Raw genomic sequence first — 22,823 nt, 5'->3', positions numbered from 1 at the left:
ACGCGAGCGCCGCGGGGTTTTCCACAGGGCCGTGCCCGTAGCGTCGGTCCATGGCCCACGACTCCGTCGACGACGCGCACACCCGACCCGCCGGCACGAGCGACGCCACCGTCGCCGCCCTCGGCAAGCTCTCGGAGGCCCTCGAGGTCGTCGAGGAGGCCCGCGGGCACCTCTACGCCTTCCACCGCCGCTGCGGGACGGCCGACCTCACCCTCGGCGAGGCGGTCGACGCGCTGCGCGACGCCGGCCACACCGAGCTCGCCGACCGCGTCGAGACCGACCTCGTGGGCCGGAACGTCCTCGCCGGACGCTGGTCCTTCCAGGTCGTCGAGGAGTACGACGACGGGTACTACGCGACCTTCCGCGAGCACGAGCGGCGCGCCCGCGAGGAGCTGATGGAGGGCCGCCGGCACGTCTTCGAGGCGGAGATGAAGGAGGACCGCCGCACCGCGGGCCGCGCCGGCCACGCCGCCACCCCGGAGGACTCCTCGCGCGGCTGAGGACACGCCCGTATCACCGCGGCCCACCCGGCGCTCTTCACCACATGAGGACCATCACCCCGGGCATCGCCCGCGCCGTCACCCCGTCCGACTGGACCGCCGAGCAGCTCGCCCGCCGCGAGGCCCCGCCCCGGCAGCTGCACCTTCCGCGCATCCCGCGGCCGGCGGCGGCGCACCTGCCGCACCTCGGCGTCGCGCGGCACCGCACGCCCTGAGCCGCAGGGCGGCCCGACAGGTCAGTCGAAGACGACCGTCCGCGTCCCGTTGAGGAGGATGCGCGACTCGCAGTGCCACCGGACGGCCCGCGCGAGCACCCGCGACTCGACCTCCTCGCCGGCCCGGACGAGCGCCTCGGGCGTCATCCGGTGGTCGGCGCGCACGACGTCCTGCTCGATGATCGGCCCCTCGTCGAGGTCCGGCGTCACGTAGTGCGCGGTCGCCCCGACGAGCTTGACCCCCCGCTCGTGCGCCTGGTGGTAGGGCTTCGCGCCCTTGAACGAGGGAAGGAACGAGTGGTGGATGTTGATGACGCGCCCCTCGAGGTCGCGCGCCAGCGAGTCCGAGAGGACCTGCATGTAGCGGGCGAGGACGACGAGGTCGACGTCGTGCTCGGCGACGACCTCGAGCAGCCGCGCCTCGGCCTCGGCCTTGGTGTCGGCGGTCACCGGCACGTGGACGAACGGGATGCCGTAGGAGGTGACGAGCGGCTCGAGGGCGCGGTGGTTGGAGACCACGGCCGGCACGTCGAGGTTGAGCTGCCCGCTGCGCCACCGGAAGAGCAGGTCGTTGAGGCAGTGCCCGAAGCGGCTGACCATGAGCAGCGCACGGGTCGGCGTGTGCGCGTCGCGCAGCGACCACTGCATCGCGAAGCGCTCGGCGACGGGTGCCAGCAGCTCCTGCCAGCGCTCGACGCCGCGGTCCTCCCCCGCCACGGACCACCGGATGCGCAGGAAGAACTGGTCGGTGCGCACGTCGTCGAACTGCTGGCTCTCCTCGATGTTGCCATCGTGCTCGAAGAGCAGGGTCGTGACCGCCGCGACGATGCCGGGTCGGTCGGGGCAGGACAGGAGCAGGACGTACTCGGGCACGGGTCCACCGTACGGAGGTCCGGCCCGGCGGCGCGTGCGCGTCCGCCGGGCCGGGTGCCGGTGCCGGGTGGGGTCCCAGACCGAGCTGGGCCGGATGGCCGGCGCCTTCGACGAGATGCTCGACGCCGTCGAGGGCGCCGAGGGCCGCGCCGTCGCCGCCGAGGCGCGGGTGCGCGACTTCGTGCTCGAGGCCGCGCACGAGCTGCGGACCCCCCTCGCGGGGGTGCAGGCCTCCGCCGAGGCGCTGCTGCTCGGGCGGCCGGAGCGCGAGGAGCAGGAGCGCCTGCTCGCCGGGGTCGTCCGCGAGTCGCAGCGCGCCGGCCGCCTCGCCGACGACCTCCTGCTCATGGCCCGGATCGACCGCGGGGTCGAGCTCGAGCGACGACCGGTCGACCTCCACGACCTCGCCGAGGACGTGGCCGCCTCCGCGGCAGGGCGGCCGGGCGCGGCGGTCACCGTCGGCACCGCGCACGGGCCGGCGCTCGTCGAGGCCGACCCCGACCGCGTCACGCAGGTCCTCACCAACCTCGTCGACAACGCCCGGCGCGCGGCCGGCCCCGACGGCCGCGTGCACCTCGACGTCGGCCCCGGCGGGCGCGTCGTCGTCGCCGACGACGGGCCGGGCGTACCGCGCGCGGACCGCGAGCGCATCTTCGAGCGGCTCGTCCGGCTCGACGAGGCCCGCTCCCGCGACCGCGGCGGCGCGGGCCTCGGGCTGCCGATCGCGCGCGGGCTGGCCCGGGCACACGGCGGGGAGCTGCGCCTGCTCGACACCGGCACCGGCGCGGCCTTCGAGCTGACCCTCCCCTGATGCCGGCCCGCCTCGACGGGCCTCAGTGCGTGGCGCCGGCCCCCTGGACGAAGGCGATGACGGCGTCGGCGACCATCTGCACGGCGATGGCCGAGAGCAGCAGGCCGGCGATGCGGGTGAGCAGGACGATGCCGCTGTCCTTGAGGAGCCGGGCGAGCGGGGTCGCGAACCGGAAGACGACGAAGACCAGCCCGAGCGCGGCGACGAGCGCGACCGCCACGGCCACCACGCCGCCGGTGCCGTCGGCGTTCTGCACGGCGAGCATCGTCGCGACGATGGCGCCGGGGCCCGCGAGCAGCGGGGTGCCGAGCGGCACGAGGGCGACGTTGACCCCGGCGTCGGCGTGCTGCTCGGACTCGGCGCCGGTCAGCAGCTGGAGCGCGACGATGAGGAGCAGCAGCCCGCCGGACGCCTGCAGCGCGGGCAGCGAGATGTGCAGGTAGTCGAGGATCCGCTGGCCGAAGACCGCGAACGACGCGATGACGCCGAGCGCCACGAGGCTCGCGCGGCGGGCCGCCGAGACCTTCTGCTCCTTGGTGAGCGGGCCGGTCAGCGCGAGGAAGATCGGGATGGCGCCGGGTGGGTCGAGGATGACGACGAGGGTGACGAACGTCGTCGTGAAGGCGGAGACGTCGAACCAGCTCACGGCCGGACCACCTCGGCCCCGGTGGCCAGCGCCTCGATCCGCTCGAGCACCTCGGGCGTCGTCGTGCGCTCGCCGAGGCGGTTCTGCTTGCCGTCGCCGTGGTAGTCGCTGGAGCCCGTGACGACGACGTCGAGGGACGCGGCGAGGTCGACGAGGTGGCGCACCGCGTCGGGGTCGTGGTCGCGGTGGTGCGCCTCGATGCCGGCCATCCCGGCGGCGACCATCTCCTCGAGCAGCTCGTCCCCGACCGTGCCGGCCCGGGTGACCGACAGCGGGTGCGCGACCACCGGCACCCCGCCGGCGGCCCGGACGACCTCCACCGCCCGCACGGGGTCCGGGGCGTAGTGGCCGACGTAGTAGGGGCCCCGGTCGGAGAGCAGGTGGGCGAACGCCTCGTCGCGGTGGGCGACGGCGCCGGCCCGGACGAGGGCGTCGGCGATGTGCGGTCGCCCGGGGGTCGCCCCCTCCTCGACCTCGGCGCGCACCGACTCGACCGACACCGGCAGGCCGTCGGCGGCCATCCGGTCGACCATCCGGTCCAGGCGGGTCTCGCGGCTGTCACGCGCCTGCTCGAGCTCGGCGACGAGGGCCGGGTGCGTGCGGTCGGGCAGGTACGCCAGCAGGTGCACGGACCGGCGGCCGCGGGCGCAGGACACCTCGATGCCGGGCACGAGCGCGATGCCCAGGCGGCGGGCGGCCTCGGACGCCTCGGTCCATCCGAGGGTCGTGTCGTGGTCGGTCAGCGCGAGCGTCGTGAGGCCGGCCTCCACCGCGGAGGCCACGACCTGCGCCGGCGGCTGTGTGCCGTCGCTCGCGGTGGAGTGCGTGTGCAGGTCGATCACTCGCAGATGCTATCGGCGAGCGAAGACCCTCCCGACCGGGGCAACCTTTCCCCGGGTGCCGCCGTAGAGAGGGTGACACCGAGCACCAGGAGGATCCATGAGCACACGGGTGAGGGCCGAGCGCGACGCCGCGTTCACGGCCTTCGTCGAGCAGGCCTCGCCGTCGCTGCTGCGCACGGCGTGGCTCCTCACCGGCGACCACCACGCGGCCCACGAGCTCGTGCAGGCCGCCCTCGTCAAGACCTACGTCGCCTGGCCGCGGGTGCGTCCGGAGGGGGCGCTCGCGTACTCGCGCAAGATCCTCGTCAACGAACGGACCGACTCCTGGCGCCGACGCCGCGGCGAGGTCAGCGTCGGCGAGGTGCCCGAAGCGCCCGTGTCCGCATCGACGACGAGCGAGGACCGCGACCTCGTCGTCCGCCTCCTCGCGGGCCTGCCCGACCAGCAGCGACGTGTCGTCGTCCTGCGCTACTACACCGACCTCAGCGAGCAGGCCGTCGCCGACCTGCTCGACATCTCGCTCGGCTCCGTCAAGTCCGCCGCCTCGCGCGGGCTCGCCGCCCTGCGCACCCAGCTCACCACGACCGACGGGAGCACCCGATGAGCCACGACGTCTTCGAGGACGAGCTGCGCACGCTGCTGCGCGGCGCCACCGAGGCCGAGAACCCCGCGTTCCACGACATCGACACCACCGAGGTCCTCGGCAGCGGCCGCCGCGTCGTGCGCCGCCGCCGGATGGCCGCGGCCGGCGCCGCGCTCGCCACCGTCACGGTCGTCGGGATCGGCTCGTGGGCCGCGCTCGACGGGTCGTCGGACCGCGCACTGGAGGTCCCGGCCACGCGCACCAGCGCTCCCTCGGTGCGCCCCGTCACCGCGCTGCTCGAGCCGTTCTCCGACCTCTCGAGCAGCACCGACGGCGAACCGCTCGCGATCCCGGGCCCCCAGCGGGTGGGGGTCCGGATCGCGCCCGGCGGCACGCCGGACCTCGAGTACCTCGCGGTCGGCGCGGACGGCAGCACGTCGATGCTGGGCGGCTCGAGCCTCGACGGCGTCCCCGCCCTCGCGTCGACCTGGGGCACCGCCGGCCCGGACGCGCACGTGCTCGTCGGGGTGCTCCCGGAGCAGGCGAAGGAGTTCCAGCTCGTCACGCCGATGTCCGACGAGGGCGGCCACGCGTCGACCTCGGCGCGGGCGCCCCTGGCCGGCACGGGCCGGCAGGCGTTCGCCGTGCGGTTCGAGGTGGCCGGCGACGCCGACACGGTCCAGCACCTCCTCTGGTGGGACGGTCGCGGGACGGTCCACGACGAGACCGGCGCCGTCGTGCCCGCGGTAACGCTCGATGACGCGGAGCGGACGGTCGTCTTCGTGTCCGAGGACCTCGACCGGATGGGCACCTTCTCAGCTGACGGGGGGCAGTCGATGATGGAGCTCGACGGCTCGCGCAACAGCAGCGGCCGCCCGTTCCTCGGGTCCGGCCGGGGCACGGGAGACCGCATCGACGGCCTGTTCGCGGCGGTCGTGCCGGCCGGGACGACCGCCGGGACCTTCACCCCCGCCGCCGGCACCGTCGTCGAGGACCCGCTGACGATCGCGCCGGTGCCCGGCACCGACCTCGCCGTGCTGTGGACCCGCTACTCCTACCCGGCGGCACCGGGGGGGCCGGGCTACCGGAGCATCACCTGGGACGAGGGAGGCCGCACGGTCACCGAGCGGCCCTGATCCCTCAGGACTGCGGCGTGGCAGCCGGACCGGGCCAGTTCCGGTCCGGCTGCGGCGTCGGGCGGCCGGGCTGCTCGCCGCCGCGGGCGTCGAGGTAGGACTGCTTCGGGACCATGACCTTGCGCCGGAAGATGCAGACGACCGTGCCGTCCTGCTTGTAGCCGATCGTCTCGACGTGGACGACCCCCCGGTCGTCCTTGCTCGTGCTCTCCCACTTGTCGAGCACCGTCGTCTCGCCGTAGAGGGTGTCGCCGTGGAAGGTCGGCGCGACGTGCCGGAGGCTCTCGATCTCGAGGTTGGCGATGGCCTTGCCGCTGACGTCCGGCACCGACATCCCGAGGAGGATCGAGTAGACGTAGTTGCCGACGACGACGTTCTTCCCGAACTGCGTCGTCTCCTCGGCGTAGTGGCTGTCGAGGTGGAGCGGGTGGTGGTTCATCGTCAGCAGGCAGAACAGGTGGTCGTCGTACTCGGTCACCGTCTTGCCGGGCCAGTGCTTGTACGTCGCCCCGACCTCGAACTCCTCGTAGCTGCGCCCGAACTGCACGTCGATCTCCTTCGCTCCGGTGTCCCGGACATCCTCGCGCGAGCCCGCGACCGGCGGCAGCCCGCCGCGACGTGCCCTTCCCCACACCGGCGCAGCGACCCGCCAGCACCCGACGCGGGTGCATCACCGGCCCACCCTGCTTCGTGACGGGGAAACCGGCTCAGGACAGGGTTGTTGCCACGCCCCGTGCCGACAACCCCGCCAGCGCCCGCCGGACCCGCGCGACGACCCGCTCGGGATGCGCCAGGTCGGCCCACGTGACGCGGACGACCGCGTACCCGAGCGCGCGCAGGCGGTCCTCCCGGCGCTTCTCGGCGACCAGCGCCTCACGTCCGTCCGTCCCGCCGTACTTCACGGCCCCGTCGAACTCGACGACGACGCGGTCCTCGACGAGGAGGTCGACCCGACCGACGAGACCGTCGTCGTCCCCGACCGGCACCTGCGCCCGCAGCACGAACCCGGCGTCCACGAGGAACAGCCGGGTCAGCGTCTCGCCCGGGGACTCGGAGAGGGCGCTGCACCGAGCCATCACCGACTCGGCGCGCAGGACCTGCGCCGGGCGCCCGGCCAACCGCCCGAGCGCCTCACCGAGCTGCCCTCGCGAGATGCGCCCGGAGTGCAGCGCGGCGTCGACCGGCACCATCCCCGCGCGCACGCCCGACCGGACGACGACCTGCGCGAGGGCGAACGCGACGGGGACGCACCGGTAGCCGTCGGCGACGACGTGCTCGACGTCCTCCCGGGGGTGGACCCGCAGGCCCCCGGCCGAGCGCGTACGGGTCGACCCGCCGAGGACGTCGACGACGTCGAGCGCAAGGTCGACGAGCGGCAGCCCGTGGAGGGCGAGGGCCGACTGGTGCGAGGCCACGTCCTGCCCCCGGGTCCGGAGCACAGCCCGCGTCCGGAGGGCCAACCGTTGCTCGGGTCCCGCGTCCGTCCAGCACTCGCCGAGCACATAGGCGTCACGGCGCACCCGCACCACGCCGCCCGCGGCCCTGGCTCGGCGCAGCGCCGTCTCCTCCACCCCGAGGCCCGTCGCCTCCGCGCTGGTGAACACCCCACCTCGGGCCAGCGCGAACGCCGTCAGTCGACCGTCCATCCCGAGATCGTGCTGGAACCGGTCGCCACAGCCGCGGACTTGTCCACAGGGTCCGGCGGGGACGGGGTTGTCGGCACGGGGCGGGACAACGACCCCGCCCGGCGCCGACAAGCCCGCCCGGAGCCTCGGTGGTCGAGGGTCGGGGGCTCTAGGGTCGGGTCATGGCGGACTTCATCGGCGCGGTCGACCAGGGCACGACGAGCACCCGGTTCATGGTGTTCGACCACGACGGGCGCGAGGTGGCCCGTCACCAGCTCGAGCACGAGCAGGTCCTCCCCCGCGCCGGATGGGTCGAGCACAACCCGCTTGAGATCTGGGACCGCACCCAGACCGCCATCGGCTCGGCCCTGACGAGCTCCGGTCTCTCGACCGGCGACCTCGCCGCGATCGGCATCACGAACCAGCGCGAGACGGCGATCGTCTGGGACAAGCGCACCGGCCGCCCGTTCCACAACGCGATCGTCTGGCAGGACACCCGCACCGCCGCGATCGCCCGCGCGCTCGACGCCGACGGCCGCGGCGACGTCATCCGCGAGAAGGCCGGGCTGCCGCCCGCCACCTACTTCAGCGCCGGCAAGGTCCAGTGGATGCTCGAGAACGTCGACGGCCTGCGCGCGGCCGCCGAGCGTGGGGACGCGCTCTTCGGCACCCCCGACACCTGGGTCGTCTGGAACCTCACCGGCGGCCCGGACGGCGGCCTGCACGTCACCGACGTGACGAACGCCAGCCGCACGATGCTCATGGACCTCACCACGCTCGACTGGGACGACGAGCTCCTCGGCTTCTTCGATATCCCTCGTGCGATGCTGCCGACCATCAGCGCGAGCAGCCACGCGGAGGCGTTCGGGCGCACGGGCGGCCGGCGCGGCACGAGCGCGGTGCCGATCACCGGGGTGCTCGGTGACCAGCAGGCGGCGACCGTCGGCCAGGTGTGCTTCGCGCCCGGTGAGGCCAAGAACACGTACGGGACGGGCAACTTCCTCCTGCTCAACACCGGCGAGGAGCTCGTGCGCAGCACGAACGGGCTCCTGACGACGGTCGCCTACCAGCTGGGCGACGCCAAGCCGGTGTACGCCCTCGAGGGCTCGATCGCGGTGACGGGCAGCGCGGTCCAGTGGCTGCGCGACCAGCTGGGCATCATCTCGGGAGCCTCCGAGGTCGAACGCCTCGCGGCCCAGGTCGAGGACTCCGGCGGCGTGTACTTCGTGCCGGCGTTCAGCGGACTCTTCGCGCCCTACTGGCGCAGCGACGCCCGCGGCGCGATCGTCGGCCTGTCGCGCTTCAACACCAACGCGCACCTGGCGCGGGCGACGCTCGAGGCCATCTGCTACCAGTCGCGCGACGTCGCCGACGCGATGGTCGCGGACTCCGGTGTCGAGATGACGTGCCTCAAGGTCGACGGCGGCGTCACCGCGAACCGGCTGTGCATGCAGCTCCAGGCCGACGTCCTCGGGGTGCCGGTCAGCAAGCCGGTCGTCGCCGAGACGACCGCGCTCGGCGCTGCGTACGCGGCCGGCCTGGCGGTCGGGTTCTGGGCCGACACCGACGAGCTGCGGGCCAACTGGGCCGAGGACGAGCGGTGGGAGCCCACCTGGTCCGACGAGCAGCGGCGCGACGGCTACGCCGGGTGGCGCAAGGCCGTCGACCGCACCCTCGACTGGGTCGACGACTGAGAGTCGCTCTACGACAACGGCTCCGGGCCGCCGGCCAGCGACCGTCGCACGACCTTGCCGTTGGGCGTGCGCGGCAGCCGCCCGACGACCCGGACGGCGCGCGGGCACTTGTACCGGGCCAGGTGCTCGGCGGCGAAGGCCAGCAGCACCTGCTCGTCCGGGTGCTCGTCCGCCGCCGGGACGACGAACGCCGTGATGATGCGCACGCCGTCGCGTACGGCCACCTCGGTCACCGCGACCTCGCCGACGGAGGGGTGGCGCGCCAGGACGGCCTCGACCTCGTGCGGCGAGACCCGGTACCCCATCGAGGTCATCACGTCGTCCGCCCGGCCGTGGTGGTGGACGTAGCCGTCGGCGTCGACGTGGACGAGGTCGCCGCTGACGAACCAGTCTCCGCGCCAGGCGGACCCGTCCTCGTCCGGACGCTGCCAGGAGCCGAGCATCAGCCCCGGGTCGCTGCGGTGCACCGCCAGCAGCCCCGCCTCGCCGACCGGCAACGGCTCCTCCCCACCGTCGACGGGCAGCACGGCGATGCGCCGACCCGGCTGCGCGCGGCCGGGGCTGCCGGGCCGCACCGGGGTCGACGGTCCCGACGAGACGAACGTCGAGACCTCGCTCATCCCGAGCGCCTCGAACAGCTCGAGCCCGGTCCGTGCTCGCCACTCCTCCAGCAGGACCGGAGCCAGCGCCTCCCCCGCCGTGACGGCGTGCCGCAGCGAGCGCAGCGGACCGTCCGGCGCACCGAGCGGACCACCCGCCCATCGGGCCAGCAGCTGCCGGTAGACGCCCGGGACCGCCGCGAACACCGTTGCCGCGCAGTGCTCCACGAGGCGAGGCCACGCTGCCGGGTCGCGACGTCCGCTGTGGACGACCGCCGTGGCGCCGACCGCCCACGGGTCCGTCAGCCCCACCCCGAGCGTGTAGGTCCACGTGAACGACCCGGCGTGGAGCACGACGTCCCCCGGGCCGATGCCGAGCCACCCGTCGTACATGGGCCGCCGGCCGAGGACCGACCGGTGCGCGTGCAGCACGCCCTTGGGCCGGCCGGTCGTCCCCGACGTGTAGACGAGGAACGCGGGGTCGTCGGCCGCCGTCGACGCCCAGTCCGCCCGAGCGCCACCGGCCCGCCACCGACCGAGGTCCTCCGGCCCCACCACCGGCAGCCCGGTGGACACCTCGAGGCCCGGCGCCACCGCGAGCGCGACCGCGCCGCAGTCGGCCGCGACGAACGCGACCTCCTCGGCGGTCAGCTGGTCCGAGGTCGGCACCGGCACGACACCCGCCGCCACCGCCCCGAAGAACGCGAGCGCGAAGTCGCTCGTGTCGCCGAGCCGCAGGACGAGCCGCTCCCCCGGCCGGATCCCGCTGCCCAGCAGCCCCGCCGCGACGGCGCGCACGGCGTCGGCCAGCTCCCCCCACGTCCACCGCTCCTCGCCCGCCGACGGGTCGTCGAGGTCGTGCGTGACGACGAGCCCGAGCCCGTCGGCCGGCCGGTGCGCCGCCGGGCCGAGGCACGCGCGGGCGAGGTTGACGGGCGGCAGCCGCGGCGTCATCGACGCTCGAGCTGCACCGGGGGCCCGTGGTGGTCGCAGGTGCCGAGGAGGACCCCGTCGAGCTCGATGCGCGGCATCCGCGGCAGGGGCCGTGCGACGGCCGACTCCCAGACCGCCCACGGGGTCTCCATCGACACGTGGGCGAGCGGCATGCGGCCCCGGGCGTCCACCATGGCGGACTCCACCGCCCGGGCCTCCTCGACCGCCCAGTAGACCCGGGTCACCGAGTGCCACACGACCGTCAGCACCCCCTCCGCCGGGGCGGCGGCCAGCTGCTCGGCGAGCCACGCACCGGCCGGCGCGGCGTCGACGGTGACGGGGTGCCGGCGCATCACCTCGAGGGCCCCGTCGAACCGCAGGTGGCGGTCGAGCATCCACGGCCAGACGAAGGAGCGCATGTACGCCTCTCCCTCCTCCGTCGAGACGTCGACCGGTGCGAGGTCGCACCCGCGCCGCTCGACGACCTCGAACGGCTGCGGGTCGAACCCCGCTGCGCCACAGGCGTCGATGACGAGGGGGGCGTCCTCGGGGCCCGCGCTCCAGCCGTCGCCCTCGAACCGGTACCGGTCGACCTGCAGACCCATCCCCGCCGACGCCCCGAGCTCGAGCAGCCGGACGTTGCGCAGACCGGTCCGCCGCACGGCCTCCGAGATGCCGACGAGCAGCGCCACGGCCCGACCGGGCTCGTTGGTCTGCGGCGCGTCGTCGAGACTGTCCCTCAGCTCGACGACGTGCGCGGCGAGCACCGGCCGGACGGCCGCCCACGCCTCCTCGGGGTCGGCGTCACCGCCGAGCACCGGGTAGAACGGCACGAGCTGCGGGGCGTCGCCGCGCAGGACGATGCGGAAGAGCCCGGCGAGCAGGCGCAGCTGGACGAACTGGCGCGCCTCCGAATGCTCCCAGCCCTCGAAGATCTCGCGGGTGACGCCCTCGTCGTCCCAGTCGTCGGCCATCTCGGCGAGGAGCACCCCGTAGAGGTGGTCCCGGTGGCCGAAGTGCTCGCGGAACCGGTCCGCCAGGGTCTTCGGGGCGCCGGCCCCCTGGCCGTGCGCCGCCTGCTCTGCTGTCACCGGCAGAGTGTCGCAACGCGCGCTCCGGCGCCGCAAACGCTGCGCCACGGGTCGGGCGGTCGGACGGCCGTGGCAGCATGGGGTGGGTGAGCGAGGAGCAGAAGCAGGCCGACAACCGCGCCCGGGCGACCACCGACGAGCTGCGGGCGTTCATCCGCGAGGACTGGGCGCCGCGCCGCCCGACCGTCACGGGCCCCTCGCCCGCGGCGGCCCCGGCCGCCGCGCGCCGCGCCGTGCTCAGCGCGGCCTACCCGAAGCAGCGGCTCGTCGTGCCCGCGGGCGGGCTCAAGGTCCGCAGCAACGACACCGACTACGTCTTCCGCCCGCACACCGCCTTCGCCTACCTCACCGGCCTCGGGGCCGACCGCGAGCCGGACGCCGTGCTCGTCCTCGAGCCGCTCGAGGACGGCGGCCACGAGGCGGTCCTGTACTTCCGCCCGCTCGCCGACCGCGACAGCGACGAGTTCTTCGCCGACGCCCGCTACGGCGAGTTCTGGGTCGGCGCCCGGCCGACCCTCGAGGACGTCGAGCTCGAGCTCGGGCTCACCGCGCGGCACGTCGACGGTCTCGTCGACGCCGTCGCCAAGGACGCCGGCGAGGTCACCGTCCGCGTCGTCCGCGACGCCGACCACGAGCTGACCGCCCGCCTCGACGCCGCCCGCGTCGCGAACGGCGCCGCCGAGGAGGGCCTCCAGGAGTCCGACGACGCCCTCGCCCACGAGGTCTCCCTCATGCGCCTGTGCAAGGACGACTACGAGGTCGAGCAGATGCGCGAGGCGGTCGCGGCCACCCACGAGGGCTTCGAGGCGATGATCGCCGCGCTCCCCGACGCCGTCGGCGACCCCCGCGGCGAGCGGTGGCTCGAGGGCACCTTCGGGCTGACCGCCCGCCACCGCGGCAACGGAGTCGGCTACGACTCCATCTGCGCCGCCGGCGACCACGCGAACACGCTGCACTGGATCAAGAACACCGGCGAGGTCACCGCCGGCGAGCTCGTGCTCATCGACGCGGGCGTCGAGGTCGACAGCCTCTACACCGCCGACATCACCCGCACGCTCCCCGTCGACGGCACGTACACCGACGCCCAGCGCGAGGTGTACGACGCCGTGTACGCCGCGCAGCAGGCGGGCATCGCCGCCGTCAAGCCCGGCAACAAGTTCTCCGACGTCCATGCCGCGGCCATCCGCGTCATCGCCGAGCACCTGCACGCCTGGGGCCTGCTCCCCGAGGGCGTCTCGGTCGAGGACAGCCTCGACAAGGAGCACGGGCAGTACCACCGCCGCTGGATGGTGCACGGCACCTCGCACCACCTCGGCCTCGACGTCCACGACTGCGCCCTCGCGACCCGCGAGGAGTACATGGACGCCGAGCTGCGTCCCGGGATGGTCCTCACCGTCGAGCCCGGCCTCTACTTCAAGTCCGACGACCTCAAGGCCCCCGAGCGCTTCCGCGGCATCGGCGTGCGCATCGAGGACGACGTGCTCGTCACCGAGGACGGCTGCGAGAACCTGTCCGACGCGATGCCGCGCAGCTCCGAGGACGTCGAGGCCTGGGTCAGGCGCGTCCAGGGCCGTTGACCCGGTCCCCGGCCCGCATGAGGTCGTCGGTCTCCGCGACGTCGTAGGTCTCGAGGTCGGGGTCGGCCCGCAGGGCGTCGGCGACGTCGTCGTCGCACGCCACGAGGGTGAAGTCCCAGTCGATCTCGGTCGCCACGCACCACGACCGGTCGGCGGGCCAGACGTAGTTCGCGCTCTGGTCCCAGGGGGCGGCGATGCCCGGCCACTCGGTGACCGCCTGGCGCGGGCCGGTGAAGAGGGCGTAGTCGCGCAGGTTGCCGACGAGCAGTGGGTCCGGCGGGTCGACCCATCCGAAGCCGCTCCACACGCCGTGCACGACATCACCCGTTGCGGGACAGTGCCGCAGCACCACCTCCAGCGTCGCGGCCGGGATGCTCCCCTCCTCCGGGTCGATGTCCCCCGACCGCCCGTCGACGACGTGGTCGGCGATGGACCGCCACTGCACCAGCGGGTGCATCGTGCGACCGGTGCGCGCCGCGACCGAGGCCCAGGTTGCGCCGTCCGTCCCGACCGGGTGCAGCACCCGCACGACTCGCGCGAAGCCCGACGGCACGACGGACCCGGCCGTTCCGAACCGGTCCTCCCGACGGTCCAGCCGGTCCACGAGCCAGGAGCCGACCGAGACGTCGGTCAACCGGCGCACGACGGCCACGGCGTCAGCGTCGGTCGATGACGACCTGCGCGGTCCACGCGTGCTCGACGCCGGCCGCCTCTCCCCCGCCGCCGAGGATCATCTGGAGCAGCTCGCGCGGGGACGGGAAGTCGTCGGGCAGCGCCGCGTTGTAGGCCGCGTGCGCCTCGAGCGAGTGCACGGACGCCTCGAAGTGCTCGCCCGACACGTCGACGGCGTGCGTCGGCGAGGGCGACCCCGCGACGGCGACGACCTTCACGCCGGCCCACGGCTCGAGGCCCTCGTCGAGCAGGTCGCGGTGCAGCCACCGGTTGCCGGCGTCGGCCACGGCGTCGAGCGTCGCGAGCCCGACCGCGCGGTGGTCGGCCTGGTTGACCATGTTCGGCCCGAAGAACTCCGCCCAGGTCTGGCCGACGACGAGGTCGGGCCGGTGCCGCCGGATGGCCGCGGCGATCTCACGCCGCAGCGGCACCCCGGCCTCGATGGCGCCGTCGGCCCGGCCGGCGAACTCGACGACGTCGACCCCGACCCGGCGGGCGCTCTCGCGCTCCTCGGCCTCCCGCACCGTACCGGCCTCCTCGGGCGACATCGTGTCGATGCCGGCCTCGCCGCGGGTCAGGAGGAAGTACGCGACGTGCGCCCCCTCGCCCACCCAGCGGTGCACGGCCGCGGCCGTGCCGTACTCGATGTCGTCCGGGTGCGCCACGACGCAGAGGACGGAGCGGAAGGGACCCTCGAGGGGTACGAGGTCGGGACGGTCGTCGGCCATGGGCCGAGGCTACGCGCGCCCGACCCGCCGCGTCAGGCCTGCGGCGGCTGCTGCGGCTGCGCGGGGTGCTCGGTCGCGAGCCGGGCCCGCTCGGCCTCCTGCGCCTGGCGCACCTGCTCCTGCGCGGCCTTCATCGGGTCCATCTGGGCGAGCAGCTCGCGGCCGCGGGTCACGTGGCGGTGCTCGACGAGGACCTCGTACTTGGCGGCGACGACCTGGCTGACCGAGGTGAAGTCGCGCTGGCCACGGGTCAGCCGGTAGCCGAACCAGGCCCACACCATCCCGAAGACGGCACCGAAGAGGACCGTCGAGATGATCGAGACGATGTTGAAGCCGCTCGGGTCGAAGACCGCGAAGATCGTCCCGACGAACAGACCGAGCCACATGCCCGACAGGGCGCCGGCGCCGATGACGCGGCCCTGGGTGAGCCGGCCCGTGACGCGCTCGATCTGCTTGAGGTCGGTGCCGACGATCATCACGTCCTGGACCGGGAACTCGTGGTCGGACAGGTAGTCGACGGCCTTCTGCGCCTCCTCGTAGGTGTCGTGGACCCCGAGGCTCATCGGGTACTCCAGCGACAGGGCGGCGCGCAGGCCCGGGCGCATCGGCTGGGTGCTCATGCCCCCAGTGTGTCACCGCCCGCTGGACGCGGGCTGGACGCCTGCTGGGCGGAACCGCCGGTGCCGAGGGTCAGCGGGCCTTGTAGTCCTCGAGGAGGCGGCGGCCGATGATCATCTTCTGGATCTCGGCCGTGCCCTCGCCGATGAGCAGCATCGGCGCCTCGCGGTAGAGGCGCTCGATCTCGTACTCCTTGGAGTAGCCGTAGCCGCCGTGGATGCGGAAGGACTGCTCGACGACGTCGGCGCAGTTCTCGGCGGCGAGGTACTTGGCCATGCCCGCCTCGAGGTCGTTGCGCTGGCCGGCGTCCTTGAGCCGCGCGGCCTTGACCATCATCTGGTGGCTCGCCTCGACCTTGGTCGCCATGTCGGCGAGGCGGAAGAGGATGCCCTGGTGCTCGGCGATCTTCTTGCCGAACGTCTCGCGCTGCTGGCTGTAGGCGATGCCGAGCTCGAACGCCCGCCGCGAGAGGCCGCAGGCCCGGGCGGCGACGTTGACGCGGCCCACCTCGACGCCGTCCATCATCTGGTAGAAGCCCCGGCCCGGGGCCCCGCCGAGGACCTGCGCGTCGGTCGTGCGGTGGCCCTGGAAGACGAGCTCGGTCGTGTCGACGCCCTTGTAGCCCATCTTGTCGATCTTGCCGGGCACCGTGACGCCCTGCGCGGTCTCGCCGAAGCCGGACTCCTTCTCGACGAGGAAGGTCGTCATGTTCTTGTACGGGCTCGTGGACTCCCCGAGGTCGGTCCTGACGAGCACCGCGACGAGGTTGCTCGAGCCGCCGTTGGTCAGCCACATCTTCTGGCCGTCGATGGTCCAGCCGCCGTCCTCGCCCCGGACCGCCTTGGTGCGGATGGCGGCGACGTCCGAGCCGAGGCCCGGCTCGCTCATCGAGAACGCCCCGCGCACCTCGCCGGTCGCCATCCGCGGCAGGTAGCGCTGCTTCTGCTCCTCGGTGCCGTGCTGGAGCAGCATGTACGCGACGATGAAGTGGGTGTTGATGATGCCGCTGACGCTCATCCAGCCGCGGGCGATCTCCTCGACGACGAGCGCGTAGGTGAGGAGGCTCTCGCCGAGGCCGCCGTACTCCTCGGGGATCATCAGCCCGAAGATCCCCATCTCCTTCATGCCCTCGACGATCTGCGTCGGGTACTCGTCCTTGTGCTCCAGCTCGGTGGCCACGGGGAGGATCTGCTCGTCGACGAACTCGCGGACCAGCTTGATGAGCTCGTGCTGCTCCTCGGTGAGACCGTCGGTGGTCTGGAGTCGGGACATGCGCGGATCGCCGCCTTCGCGTGGGTCGGTGGTGTCGCGGATCAGTGTGCCTGCGGCAGCAGCGCCCCGGAACGCCCGTCGACTGTGAGTCCCCCCACCGTGTGACGCCGCCCACGCCCCGGCCGCCGGGAAAAAGGAGTGGCGCCGTCGGGGACGGCTGCCCCACGCTGGGGTCCGAGCGCGCACCCCGCGTGCTCCCGCACGACGAAGGAGGCCGACATGTCCACGACTGTCCCGGGCCGCACCCCGGCCCCGATCCCCTTCCTCGCACAGGAGCACTCCGTTGGCACACATGCCGTTCCACCTGCCGCAGAAGCAGGCAGCCTTCTCCACCGACACCTCCCCTGACGCCCCGCCCGAGGGCGAGCGCTGGTCCTCCTGGGACGGCGCGGCCCACGGGCCGAAGCCCCGCCCGGGCTGGGTCGTCACCGCGCTCGGCGCCGTCGACGCCGACCTCGGCGTCCTCAAGACCGGCAAGGAGGCCGACGTCCACGTCGTGCGCCGCTGGGTCCCGGGCTCCGGCACCGTCTCGACGATGGCCGCCAAGCGCTATCGCAGCGGCGACCACCGCCTCTTCCACCGCGACGCCGGCTACCTCGAGGGACGCCGGGTCCGCAAGAGCCGCGAGGCGCGCGCGATGGCCCGGCGCACCGACTTCGGCAAGCAGGTGATCGCCGGGCAGTGGGCGGCCGCCGAGTTCGCCGCGCTCGGCTCCCTCTGGGAGCTCGGCCTGCCGGTCCCCTACCCCGTCCAGCTCGACGAGTCCGAGATGCTCATGGAGTTCGTCGGCAGCACCGACGGCCCGACGCCGGTCGCGGCGCCGCGCCTGGTCCAGACGCGTCCGGAGCCGGCACTGCTGCGCGACCTCTACGAGCAGCTGCGGTCGGTGATGCTCACGCTCGCCCACCACGGCTGGACCCACGGCGACCTCAGCCCGTACAACGTCCTCGTCCACGACGAGCGCCTCGTGCTCATCGACTGGCCGCAGGTCGTCGACGTCATCGGCAACCCGCAGGGCTTCGAGTTCCTCGAGCGCGACGCGACGACGATGGTCACGTGGTTCGCCCGGCGCGGGCTCGAGGTCGACGCGGGCGAGCTCGTCGGCGACCTCGTCGCGGAGGCGACGGCGCGGTTCTGACACCTCCCGCGGCTCCCGCCCTAGCCTGACGTCGTGCCCAGCCCGCCCCGCCGCCAGGTCGTGGCCGGGGCCGTGTCGGCCGCGGGGCTCGCGCTGGTGGGCTGCTCGGCCGGTGACGTCGAGGTCCGCCGCGGCACCCTGCGCTCGCGCCACGTGCCGGGACGCGACCTCCCGTGGGTCCTCGCGATGCCGCACGACCGGTCGGTGCTGCGCGCCCCCGTCGTCGTCCTCCACGGCAAGGGCGGCCACGGCGAGCAGGCCCTCGACCTCCTCCACCTCGACGATCACGTCGCCGCCACGGGGCTGGCGGTCGCCGCGGTGGACGGCGGCAACGGGTACTGGCACCGGCGCGACGACGGCACGGACTCCGGCGCGATGGTCACCGACGACTTCCTCCCCCTCGTCGCCGAGGAGTACGGCGCGACCGACCGGGTCGCGTTCCTCGGCTGGTCGATGGGCGGCTACGGCTCGCTGCTCCTCGCCGGCGAGCTCGGGCCGGGGCGCGTCGCGGCCGTCGCGCCGATGAGCGCGGCGCTGTGGACCTCGCCGGGCGCGTCGGCCCCCGGCGCCTTCGACGACCGCGAGGACTTCGAGCAGCACGACGTCTTCGCCGCGACCCGCCGCCGGGTCCTCGAGCGCATCCCCGTGCGCATGGCCTGCGGGCGCGAGGACCCCTTCGCCGCGGCGAACCGGGCCTTCGGGCAGGTCCTCCCGTCGGCGCGCGTGACCATCGACGGCGGCGGGCACACCGGTGACTACTGGCGCGACCACGGCGGTCCGCAGCTGCGCTGGATCCGCTCGGTGCTCGACGGGGGTGCGAGCGCCTAGGGTTCACCCATGCCGTCGCCGCTCTCCCTCGCCCCGCCGACGACCCCCGACCCGCTCGAGGCGCCCCCGCTGCGCTGGGGCGTGATCGGCCCGGGTGGCATCGCCCACGTCTTCGCCGACGCCGTCCGCGAGGGCACCCGCTCGAGCGTCGTGGCCGTCGGGTCCCGGTCGGCCGAGCGGGCGCAGGAGTTCGCGCAGCGGCACGACGTCGCGAGCGCGTACGGCTCGTACGAGGAGCTCGTGGCCGACCCGGCCGTCGAGGCGGTCTACGTCGCGAGCCCGCACAGCGAGCACCACGCCCACGCCCTCCTGGCCCTGCGCGCCGGCAAGCACGTCCTCGTCGAGAAGGCCTTCACCCGCAACCGCGAGGAGACCGACGAGGTGCTCGCCGCCGCGGAGTCGGGCGGACTGCTCGCCGCGGAGGCGATGTGGAGCCGCTACCTGCCCCAGTACGACGTCGTCCGCCGCACCATCGAGGCCGGCACGCTCGGCGAGGTCGTGCTCGTCCAGGCCGACCACGGCCAGCACCTCTGGCCGGACGGTCCGCGTCGGCTCTGGGACCCCGAGCTCGCCGGCGGGTCGCTCCTCGACCTCGGCGTCTACCCGGTCCACTTTGCCGACCACGTCCTCGGCGAGCTCGGCACCGTCGCGGCCCGGGGGACGCTGAGCCCCGAGGGGGTCGACGTCACCGTCGGCATCAGCGCGGTCAAGGGGTCGACGCTCGCCCGGATGACCTCGACCATGGCCGCGGCGACGCCGTGCGCCGCCCTCGTGGCGGGCGCGCCCGGGCGCCTGGAGCTCACCGGCCCCGGCCACTTCTACGGCGCGGCCAGCACCGTGCGGCTGCTCGACCCCGAGGGGACCCTCGTCGACACCTTCGAGCCCGAGCACCCCGACCACGGGTTCCGCTACGAGGCGGCCGAGGTCGCGCGCGCCGTGGCCGCAGGACGCCGCGAGACCTGGTCGGTGCCGTGGGAGGCCACCCGGAGGGCCATGGGGGTCATGGACGAGGTCCGCCACCAGCTCGGCGTCGTCTACCCGGGAGAATGAGCCCCATGTCGTCCCCGCACCTGTGGCTGCGCCACGAGACCCGCTCCACCGAGCGCCGCGCCCCGCTCGTCCCCCACGACGCGGCGCGCCTCGTCGCGGACGGCGTCCGGGTCACCGTCGAGGAGTCGCCGCAGCGCGTCTTCGGCATCGAGGCCTACCGCACCGGTGGCTGCGAGGTCGCGCCGGCCGGGTCGTGGGTCGACGCCCCCGACGACGCGTACGTGCTCGGCATCAAGGAGCTCCCGGACGCCCCGACCGAGCTGCGGCACACCCACATCTTCTTCGGGCACGCCTACAAGGGTCAGGAGGGGGCCGGCGCGCTGCTGCGCCGCTTCACCGCCGGCGGGGGCACGCTGCTCGACCTCGAGTACCTGACCGTCGACGGCAGGCGCGTCATCGCCTTCGGCTACTGGGCGGGCTACGTCGGCGCCTCGCTCGGCGTCCTCGCCGCCCGGGGCCGGCTCGAGCCGCTGCACCCGATGGAGAAGGCCGAGCTCGACGCCCTCGTGCGCTCGGCCGGCGCCGACGGGATGTCGGCGCTCGTCATCGGCGCCCAGGGCCGCAGCGGCATCGGTGCCCTCGACGCGCTCGTGGCCGCCGGCACCGTCCTCGACGGCTGGGACCGCGAGGACACCCGCGAGCTCGACCACCAGGCGATCCTCGAGCACGAGCTGCTCGTCAACTGCGTGCTCTCGACGACGCCGCAGGAGGCGTTCGTCCGCCCCGAGGACCTCGACGCCGACCGCGCGCTGCGCGTCGTCGCCGACGTCACGTGCGACGTCACCTCCGAGCACAACCTCGTCCCGGTCAACACCTCGATCACGTCCTGGGAGGAGCCGGCGCGCCGGGTCGCCGACACCCCGGCGCTCGACGTCATCGCCGTCGACAACCTGCCCTCGCTCCTGCCCCGTGAGGCGAGCGTGGCCTTCTCGGCCGACCTCGTCCCGCTCGTCCCGTCGCTCGCCGGGCGCCGCGGGCCGTGGGCCGCGGCGGCGGCCGCCTACCGCGACGCCCAGACGGTCCGCACCGCCTGAGGCCGGGGTGGCCGCTCGGCGTCAGCGCGAGCGGACGACCTCGTCGACCGCGAGGACGCGCCGGGCGACCTCGACGTGGAGGTTCTCGACCATCCGGCCGCGGTACGTGACGACGCCGCGGCCGGCGCCGGCCTCCCAGGCGTCGAGCAGCCCGCGGGCGTCCTCGACCTCCTCGGCGCTCGGGGCGAACACGGCGTTGCACGGGTCGACCTGCCCGGGGTGGATGAGCGTCTTGCCGTCGAACCCCAGGTCGCGGCCCTGCCGGCACTCGGCCTCGAGGCCCTCGGTGTCCTTGACGTCGTTGTACACACCGTCGAGGACGGCCACGCCCGCGGCGCGGGCCGCCAGGAGGACCGTCGAGAGCGCGGTGAGCAGAGGCGCGCGTCCGGGGACGAACCGGGCCTGGAGCTCCTTGACGAGGTCGTTGGTCCCGAGCACGAGGACGGCGAGCCGGTCGGACGCAGAGGCGATCTCGCGCGCGTCGAGCACGGCGCCGGGGGTCTCGACCATCGCCCAGAGGCGCGTGTGGTCCGGTGCGCCGTGGCGCTCCATCGCGGCGACGAGGTCGCGGACCTCCTGTGCTGAGCCGACCTTCGGCACGACGATGCCGTCCGGGCCTGCGGCACAAGCGGCCTCGAGGTCGGCGTCGTGCCACTCGGTGCCGAGGCCGTTGACGCGGATGGTCACCTCACGGTGTCCGTAGTCGCCGGACGCCGCTGCCGCGCAGGCGTTCTCGCGGGCCTGCGGCTTGTCGTCCGGGCCGACGGCGTCCTCGAGGTCGAGGATCAGGCCGTCGACCGGGAGCGTCTTCGCCTTCTCGAGCGCGCGCTCGTTGCTGCTCGGCATGTAGAGCACGGAGCGGCGCGGGCGGTAGGCCTCGCTCATGCGTCGCTCCCCTCGGCGTAGAGCTCGGCGAGCTCGGGGTCGTTGGCGGACAGGCGGTCCGCGAGCTCGAGGATGACGAGGCACTGCTTGAGGCTCGCGTCGTCCTCCATCTTCCCGTCGAGCATCACCGCGCCCGTGCCGTCACCCATCGCGGCCCGCACCCGGCGCGCGTGCGCGACGTCGTCGGCCGACGGGCTGAAGACCTTCTTGGCGATGGCGATCTGCACCGGGTGCAGGCTCCACGTGCCGACGCAGCCGAGGAGGAAGGCGTTGCGGAACTGGTCCTCGCAGGCGACGACGTCCTTGATGTCCCCGAACGGGCCGTAGTACGGGAAGATCCCGTGCATCGCGCAGGCGTCGACCATCCGCGCGATCGTGTAGTGCCACAGGTCCTGCTGGAAGACCGACCGGGCGCCCTCGACGTCGCCGTCCACCGGGTCCTGGCGCACGAGGTAGCCGGGGTGGCCGCCGCCGACGCGCGTCGTCTTCATCCGGCGGTCGGCGGCGAGGTCGGCCGGGCCGAGGCTGATGCCCTGCATCCGCGGGCTCGCACCGGCGATGGCCTCGACGTTCGCCATGCCGCGGGCCGTCTCGAGGATGGCGTGGACGAGGATCGGGCGCGTGACGCCGGCCTTCGCCTCGAGCTGCGCGAGCAGCCGGTCGACGTAGTGGATGTCCTCGGGGCCCTGGACCTTCGGGACCATGACGACGTCGAGCCGGTCGCCGATCTCGGTGACGAGCGTGATCAGGTCGTCGAGCGCCCACGGGCTGTCGAGGGCGTTGACGCGGGTCCAGAGCTGGGTGTGCTCCCCGAAGTCGGTGGCCTTCGCGATGTCGACGAGCCCCTGCCGGGCGGCCTCCTTGTTCTCGGCCTTGACCGCGTCCTCGAGGTTGCCGAGGAGCACGTCGACGGTGCCGACCATGTCGGGCACCTTCGCGGCCATCTTCGGGTTGCTCGGGTCGAAGAAGTGGATCATCCGGCTGGGCCGGGCGGGCACCTCCCGGAGCGGCATCGGCGCCCCCACGGCGAGGGGGGCGAAGAAGTCCTTGGCGCTGCGCATCGTCGAGCCTTCCGAGGCGGGGTGCACGGTCGCGTCGGACGCTAGCAGCGGGCCGGGCCCCCTCCGCATGAGCCACGTCACGGTGTGACCCACGCCGCGGCGGGACTCCTCGCCCCGCCGGGTGCCACACGGGGCCGGCAGGAAGAGGTCGGGGCGGCAGTCCGAGGACAGTGCGGCCCGGCAGGCGCACCCAGCGACGCCGCTCGTGCCGACATCGAGCCGGACAGGAAGTGACGAAAGCGTCGATTTCTGTACGCCGCACCGTGGGGCGACAGGGTGGGCGTCGGCAGTCCGAGGCGGCGGTCAGCCGGTGGTGCGGTGCTGGGGGTTCGGTGGTGCGGTTGGCGCCGTCGGGGCCGTGCCAGGTGACGGTGCCGTCGGGGGCGAGGTGGGGTCGCCACCGGCTCTGTTG

At 74.1% G+C, this 22,823-nt stretch carries 24 protein-coding genes; 11 read left to right on the top strand and 13 right to left on the bottom strand.

Annotated features, from left to right (window positions below; all coding sequences use genetic code 11):
• Window positions 1-50 precede the first annotated feature (50 nt).
• Window positions 51-500, top strand: a complete 450-nt coding sequence (locus IG69_RS0118160) for a hypothetical protein (protein ID WP_030529585.1) — start codon at window positions 51-53, stop codon at window positions 498-500.
• A 44-nt stretch (window positions 501-544) separates the two neighbouring features.
• Window positions 545-715: a hypothetical protein gene (locus IG69_RS22260; protein ID WP_157577715.1), complete on the top strand. Its 171-nt coding sequence runs from the start codon at window positions 545-547 to the stop codon at window positions 713-715.
• Between the two features lie 21 nt (window positions 716-736).
• Here the strand turns inward: IG69_RS22260 and purU are convergent, their stop codons facing one another.
• Window positions 737-1,588, bottom strand: coding sequence for a formyltetrahydrofolate deformylase (gene purU, locus IG69_RS0118150; RefSeq protein ID WP_030529584.1), 852 nt, complete (start codon window positions 1,586-1,588; stop codon window positions 737-739).
• A 67-nt stretch (window positions 1,589-1,655) separates the two neighbouring features.
• Between purU and IG69_RS22810 the strand changes: the two genes are divergently transcribed.
• Complete coding sequence (locus tag IG69_RS22810) at window positions 1,656-2,399, top strand: sensor histidine kinase (RefSeq protein WP_211251044.1); 744 nt, start codon at window positions 1,656-1,658, stop codon at window positions 2,397-2,399.
• 22 nt (window positions 2,400-2,421) lie between these two features.
• Here the strand turns inward: IG69_RS22810 and IG69_RS0118140 are convergent, their stop codons facing one another.
• Entirely contained in the window at window positions 2,422-3,045 is a 624-nt protein-coding gene (locus IG69_RS0118140; protein WP_030529582.1) for a MarC family protein, read from the bottom strand.
• The gene (locus IG69_RS0118135; RefSeq protein WP_030529581.1) at window positions 3,042-3,887 is read right to left on the bottom strand and encodes a PHP domain-containing protein; all 846 of its coding nucleotides are present in this window, start codon (window positions 3,885-3,887) and stop codon (window positions 3,042-3,044) included. Before IG69_RS0118135 ends, IG69_RS0118140 begins: the two co-directional genes overlap by 4 nt.
• A 97-nt stretch (window positions 3,888-3,984) precedes the next feature.
• On the opposite strand from IG69_RS0118135, the gene IG69_RS0118130 reads away from it, so the two are divergent.
• A complete protein-coding gene (locus IG69_RS0118130) occupies window positions 3,985-4,491 on the top strand; it encodes a SigE family RNA polymerase sigma factor (protein ID WP_030529580.1) in 507 nt (168 codons plus the stop codon).
• Window positions 4,488-5,606 carry a hypothetical protein gene (locus IG69_RS0118125; protein WP_030529579.1) on the top strand — a complete coding sequence of 373 codons (1,119 nt, stop codon included), beginning with the start codon at window positions 4,488-4,490 and terminating at the stop codon, window positions 5,604-5,606. The genes IG69_RS0118130 and IG69_RS0118125 overlap by 4 nt, the downstream gene beginning before the upstream one ends.
• Before the next feature lie 4 nt (window positions 5,607-5,610).
• Here IG69_RS0118125 and IG69_RS0118120 read toward each other — a convergent pair whose 3' ends face one another.
• Window positions 5,611-6,153 (bottom strand): MaoC family dehydratase, encoded by a 543-nt coding sequence (locus IG69_RS0118120; RefSeq protein ID WP_030529578.1) that lies wholly within the window; start codon window positions 6,151-6,153, stop codon window positions 5,611-5,613.
• A gap of 160 nt (window positions 6,154-6,313) precedes the next feature.
• Window positions 6,314-7,252: a type IV toxin-antitoxin system AbiEi family antitoxin domain-containing protein gene (locus IG69_RS20530; RefSeq protein WP_036830622.1), complete on the bottom strand. Its 939-nt coding sequence runs from the start codon at window positions 7,250-7,252 to the stop codon at window positions 6,314-6,316.
• A 161-nt stretch (window positions 7,253-7,413) separates the two neighbouring features.
• On the opposite strand from IG69_RS20530, the gene glpK reads away from it, so the two are divergent.
• On the top strand, window positions 7,414-8,925 hold the full coding sequence (glpK, locus tag IG69_RS0118110) for a glycerol kinase GlpK (protein ID WP_030529577.1): 1,512 nt from the start codon (window positions 7,414-7,416) through the stop codon (window positions 8,923-8,925).
• An 8-nt stretch (window positions 8,926-8,933) separates the two neighbouring features.
• On the opposite strand, the gene IG69_RS0118105 is transcribed toward glpK, so the two are convergent.
• Entirely contained in the window at window positions 8,934-10,478 is a 1,545-nt protein-coding gene (locus tag IG69_RS0118105) for a class I adenylate-forming enzyme family protein (RefSeq protein WP_030529576.1), read from the bottom strand.
• Window positions 10,475-11,548, bottom strand: coding sequence for a DUF2332 domain-containing protein (locus IG69_RS0118100; RefSeq protein WP_051750732.1), 1,074 nt, complete (start codon window positions 11,546-11,548; stop codon window positions 10,475-10,477). Before IG69_RS0118100 ends, IG69_RS0118105 begins: the two co-directional genes overlap by 4 nt.
• Before the next feature lie 86 nt (window positions 11,549-11,634).
• On the opposite strand from IG69_RS0118100, the gene IG69_RS0118095 reads away from it, so the two are divergent.
• Window positions 11,635-13,125 carry an aminopeptidase P family protein gene (locus IG69_RS0118095; protein WP_030529574.1) on the top strand — a complete coding sequence of 497 codons (1,491 nt, stop codon included), beginning with the start codon at window positions 11,635-11,637 and terminating at the stop codon, window positions 13,123-13,125.
• Here IG69_RS0118095 and IG69_RS0118090 read toward each other — a convergent pair.
• The 4 genes from IG69_RS0118090 to IG69_RS0118075 all read right to left on the bottom strand — a co-directional run bounded on the left by IG69_RS0118090 (window position 13,103) and on the right by IG69_RS0118075 (window position 16,415).
• Window positions 13,103-13,777 carry a hypothetical protein gene (locus IG69_RS0118090; protein WP_030529573.1) on the bottom strand — a complete coding sequence of 225 codons (675 nt, stop codon included), beginning with the start codon at window positions 13,775-13,777 and terminating at the stop codon, window positions 13,103-13,105. The two genes, IG69_RS0118095 and IG69_RS0118090, sit on opposite strands and share 23 nt — an antisense overlap.
• Window positions 13,778-13,781: 4 nt before the next feature.
• Window positions 13,782-14,525, bottom strand: a complete 744-nt coding sequence (locus IG69_RS0118085; RefSeq protein WP_030529572.1) for a PIG-L deacetylase family protein — start codon at window positions 14,523-14,525, stop codon at window positions 13,782-13,784.
• A gap of 32 nt (window positions 14,526-14,557) precedes the next feature.
• On the bottom strand, window positions 14,558-15,145 hold the full coding sequence (locus IG69_RS0118080; RefSeq protein ID WP_051750731.1) for a YflT domain-containing protein: 588 nt from the start codon (window positions 15,143-15,145) through the stop codon (window positions 14,558-14,560).
• 70 nt (window positions 15,146-15,215) lie between these two features.
• Window positions 15,216-16,415: an acyl-CoA dehydrogenase family protein gene (locus tag IG69_RS0118075; protein WP_030529570.1), complete on the bottom strand. Its 1,200-nt coding sequence runs from the start codon at window positions 16,413-16,415 to the stop codon at window positions 15,216-15,218.
• Between the two features lie 292 nt (window positions 16,416-16,707).
• On the opposite strand from IG69_RS0118075, the gene IG69_RS0118070 reads away from it, so the two are divergent.
• From IG69_RS0118070 to IG69_RS0118055, 4 genes are read left to right on the top strand one after another with little or no spacing between them, the layout of a single operon-like run.
• Complete coding sequence (locus tag IG69_RS0118070) at window positions 16,708-17,553, top strand: serine protein kinase RIO (RefSeq protein ID WP_030529569.1); 846 nt, start codon at window positions 16,708-16,710, stop codon at window positions 17,551-17,553.
• Window positions 17,554-17,586: 33 nt separating this feature from the next.
• Window positions 17,587-18,381 (top strand): alpha/beta hydrolase, encoded by a 795-nt coding sequence (locus tag IG69_RS0118065; protein ID WP_030529568.1) that lies wholly within the window; start codon window positions 17,587-17,589, stop codon window positions 18,379-18,381.
• A 9-nt stretch (window positions 18,382-18,390) separates the two neighbouring features.
• Entirely contained in the window at window positions 18,391-19,431 is a 1,041-nt protein-coding gene (locus IG69_RS0118060; protein ID WP_030529567.1) for a Gfo/Idh/MocA family protein, read from the top strand.
• Window positions 19,432-19,436: 5 nt separating this feature from the next.
• On the top strand, window positions 19,437-20,465 hold the full coding sequence (locus tag IG69_RS0118055; protein WP_036830620.1) for a saccharopine dehydrogenase: 1,029 nt from the start codon (window positions 19,437-19,439) through the stop codon (window positions 20,463-20,465).
• Between the two features lie 21 nt (window positions 20,466-20,486).
• Here the strand turns inward: IG69_RS0118055 and IG69_RS0118050 are convergent, their stop codons facing one another.
• Window positions 20,487-21,350 carry an HpcH/HpaI aldolase/citrate lyase family protein gene (locus IG69_RS0118050; RefSeq protein WP_030529565.1) on the bottom strand — a complete coding sequence of 288 codons (864 nt, stop codon included), beginning with the start codon at window positions 21,348-21,350 and terminating at the stop codon, window positions 20,487-20,489.
• Window positions 21,347-22,411 (bottom strand): HpcH/HpaI aldolase/citrate lyase family protein, encoded by a 1,065-nt coding sequence (locus IG69_RS0118045; RefSeq protein WP_030529564.1) that lies wholly within the window; start codon window positions 22,409-22,411, stop codon window positions 21,347-21,349. Before IG69_RS0118045 ends, IG69_RS0118050 begins: the two co-directional genes overlap by 4 nt.
• Window positions 22,412-22,823: the final 412 nt, after the last annotated feature.

This window comes from Phycicoccus jejuensis, assembly GCF_000720925.1.
Taxonomy (GTDB): Bacteria; Actinomycetota; Actinomycetes; order Actinomycetales; family Dermatophilaceae; genus Phycicoccus; species Phycicoccus jejuensis.
Note: the sequence above shows the minus strand (reverse complement) of the source record. Positions and strands in the feature narration are given on the sequence as shown.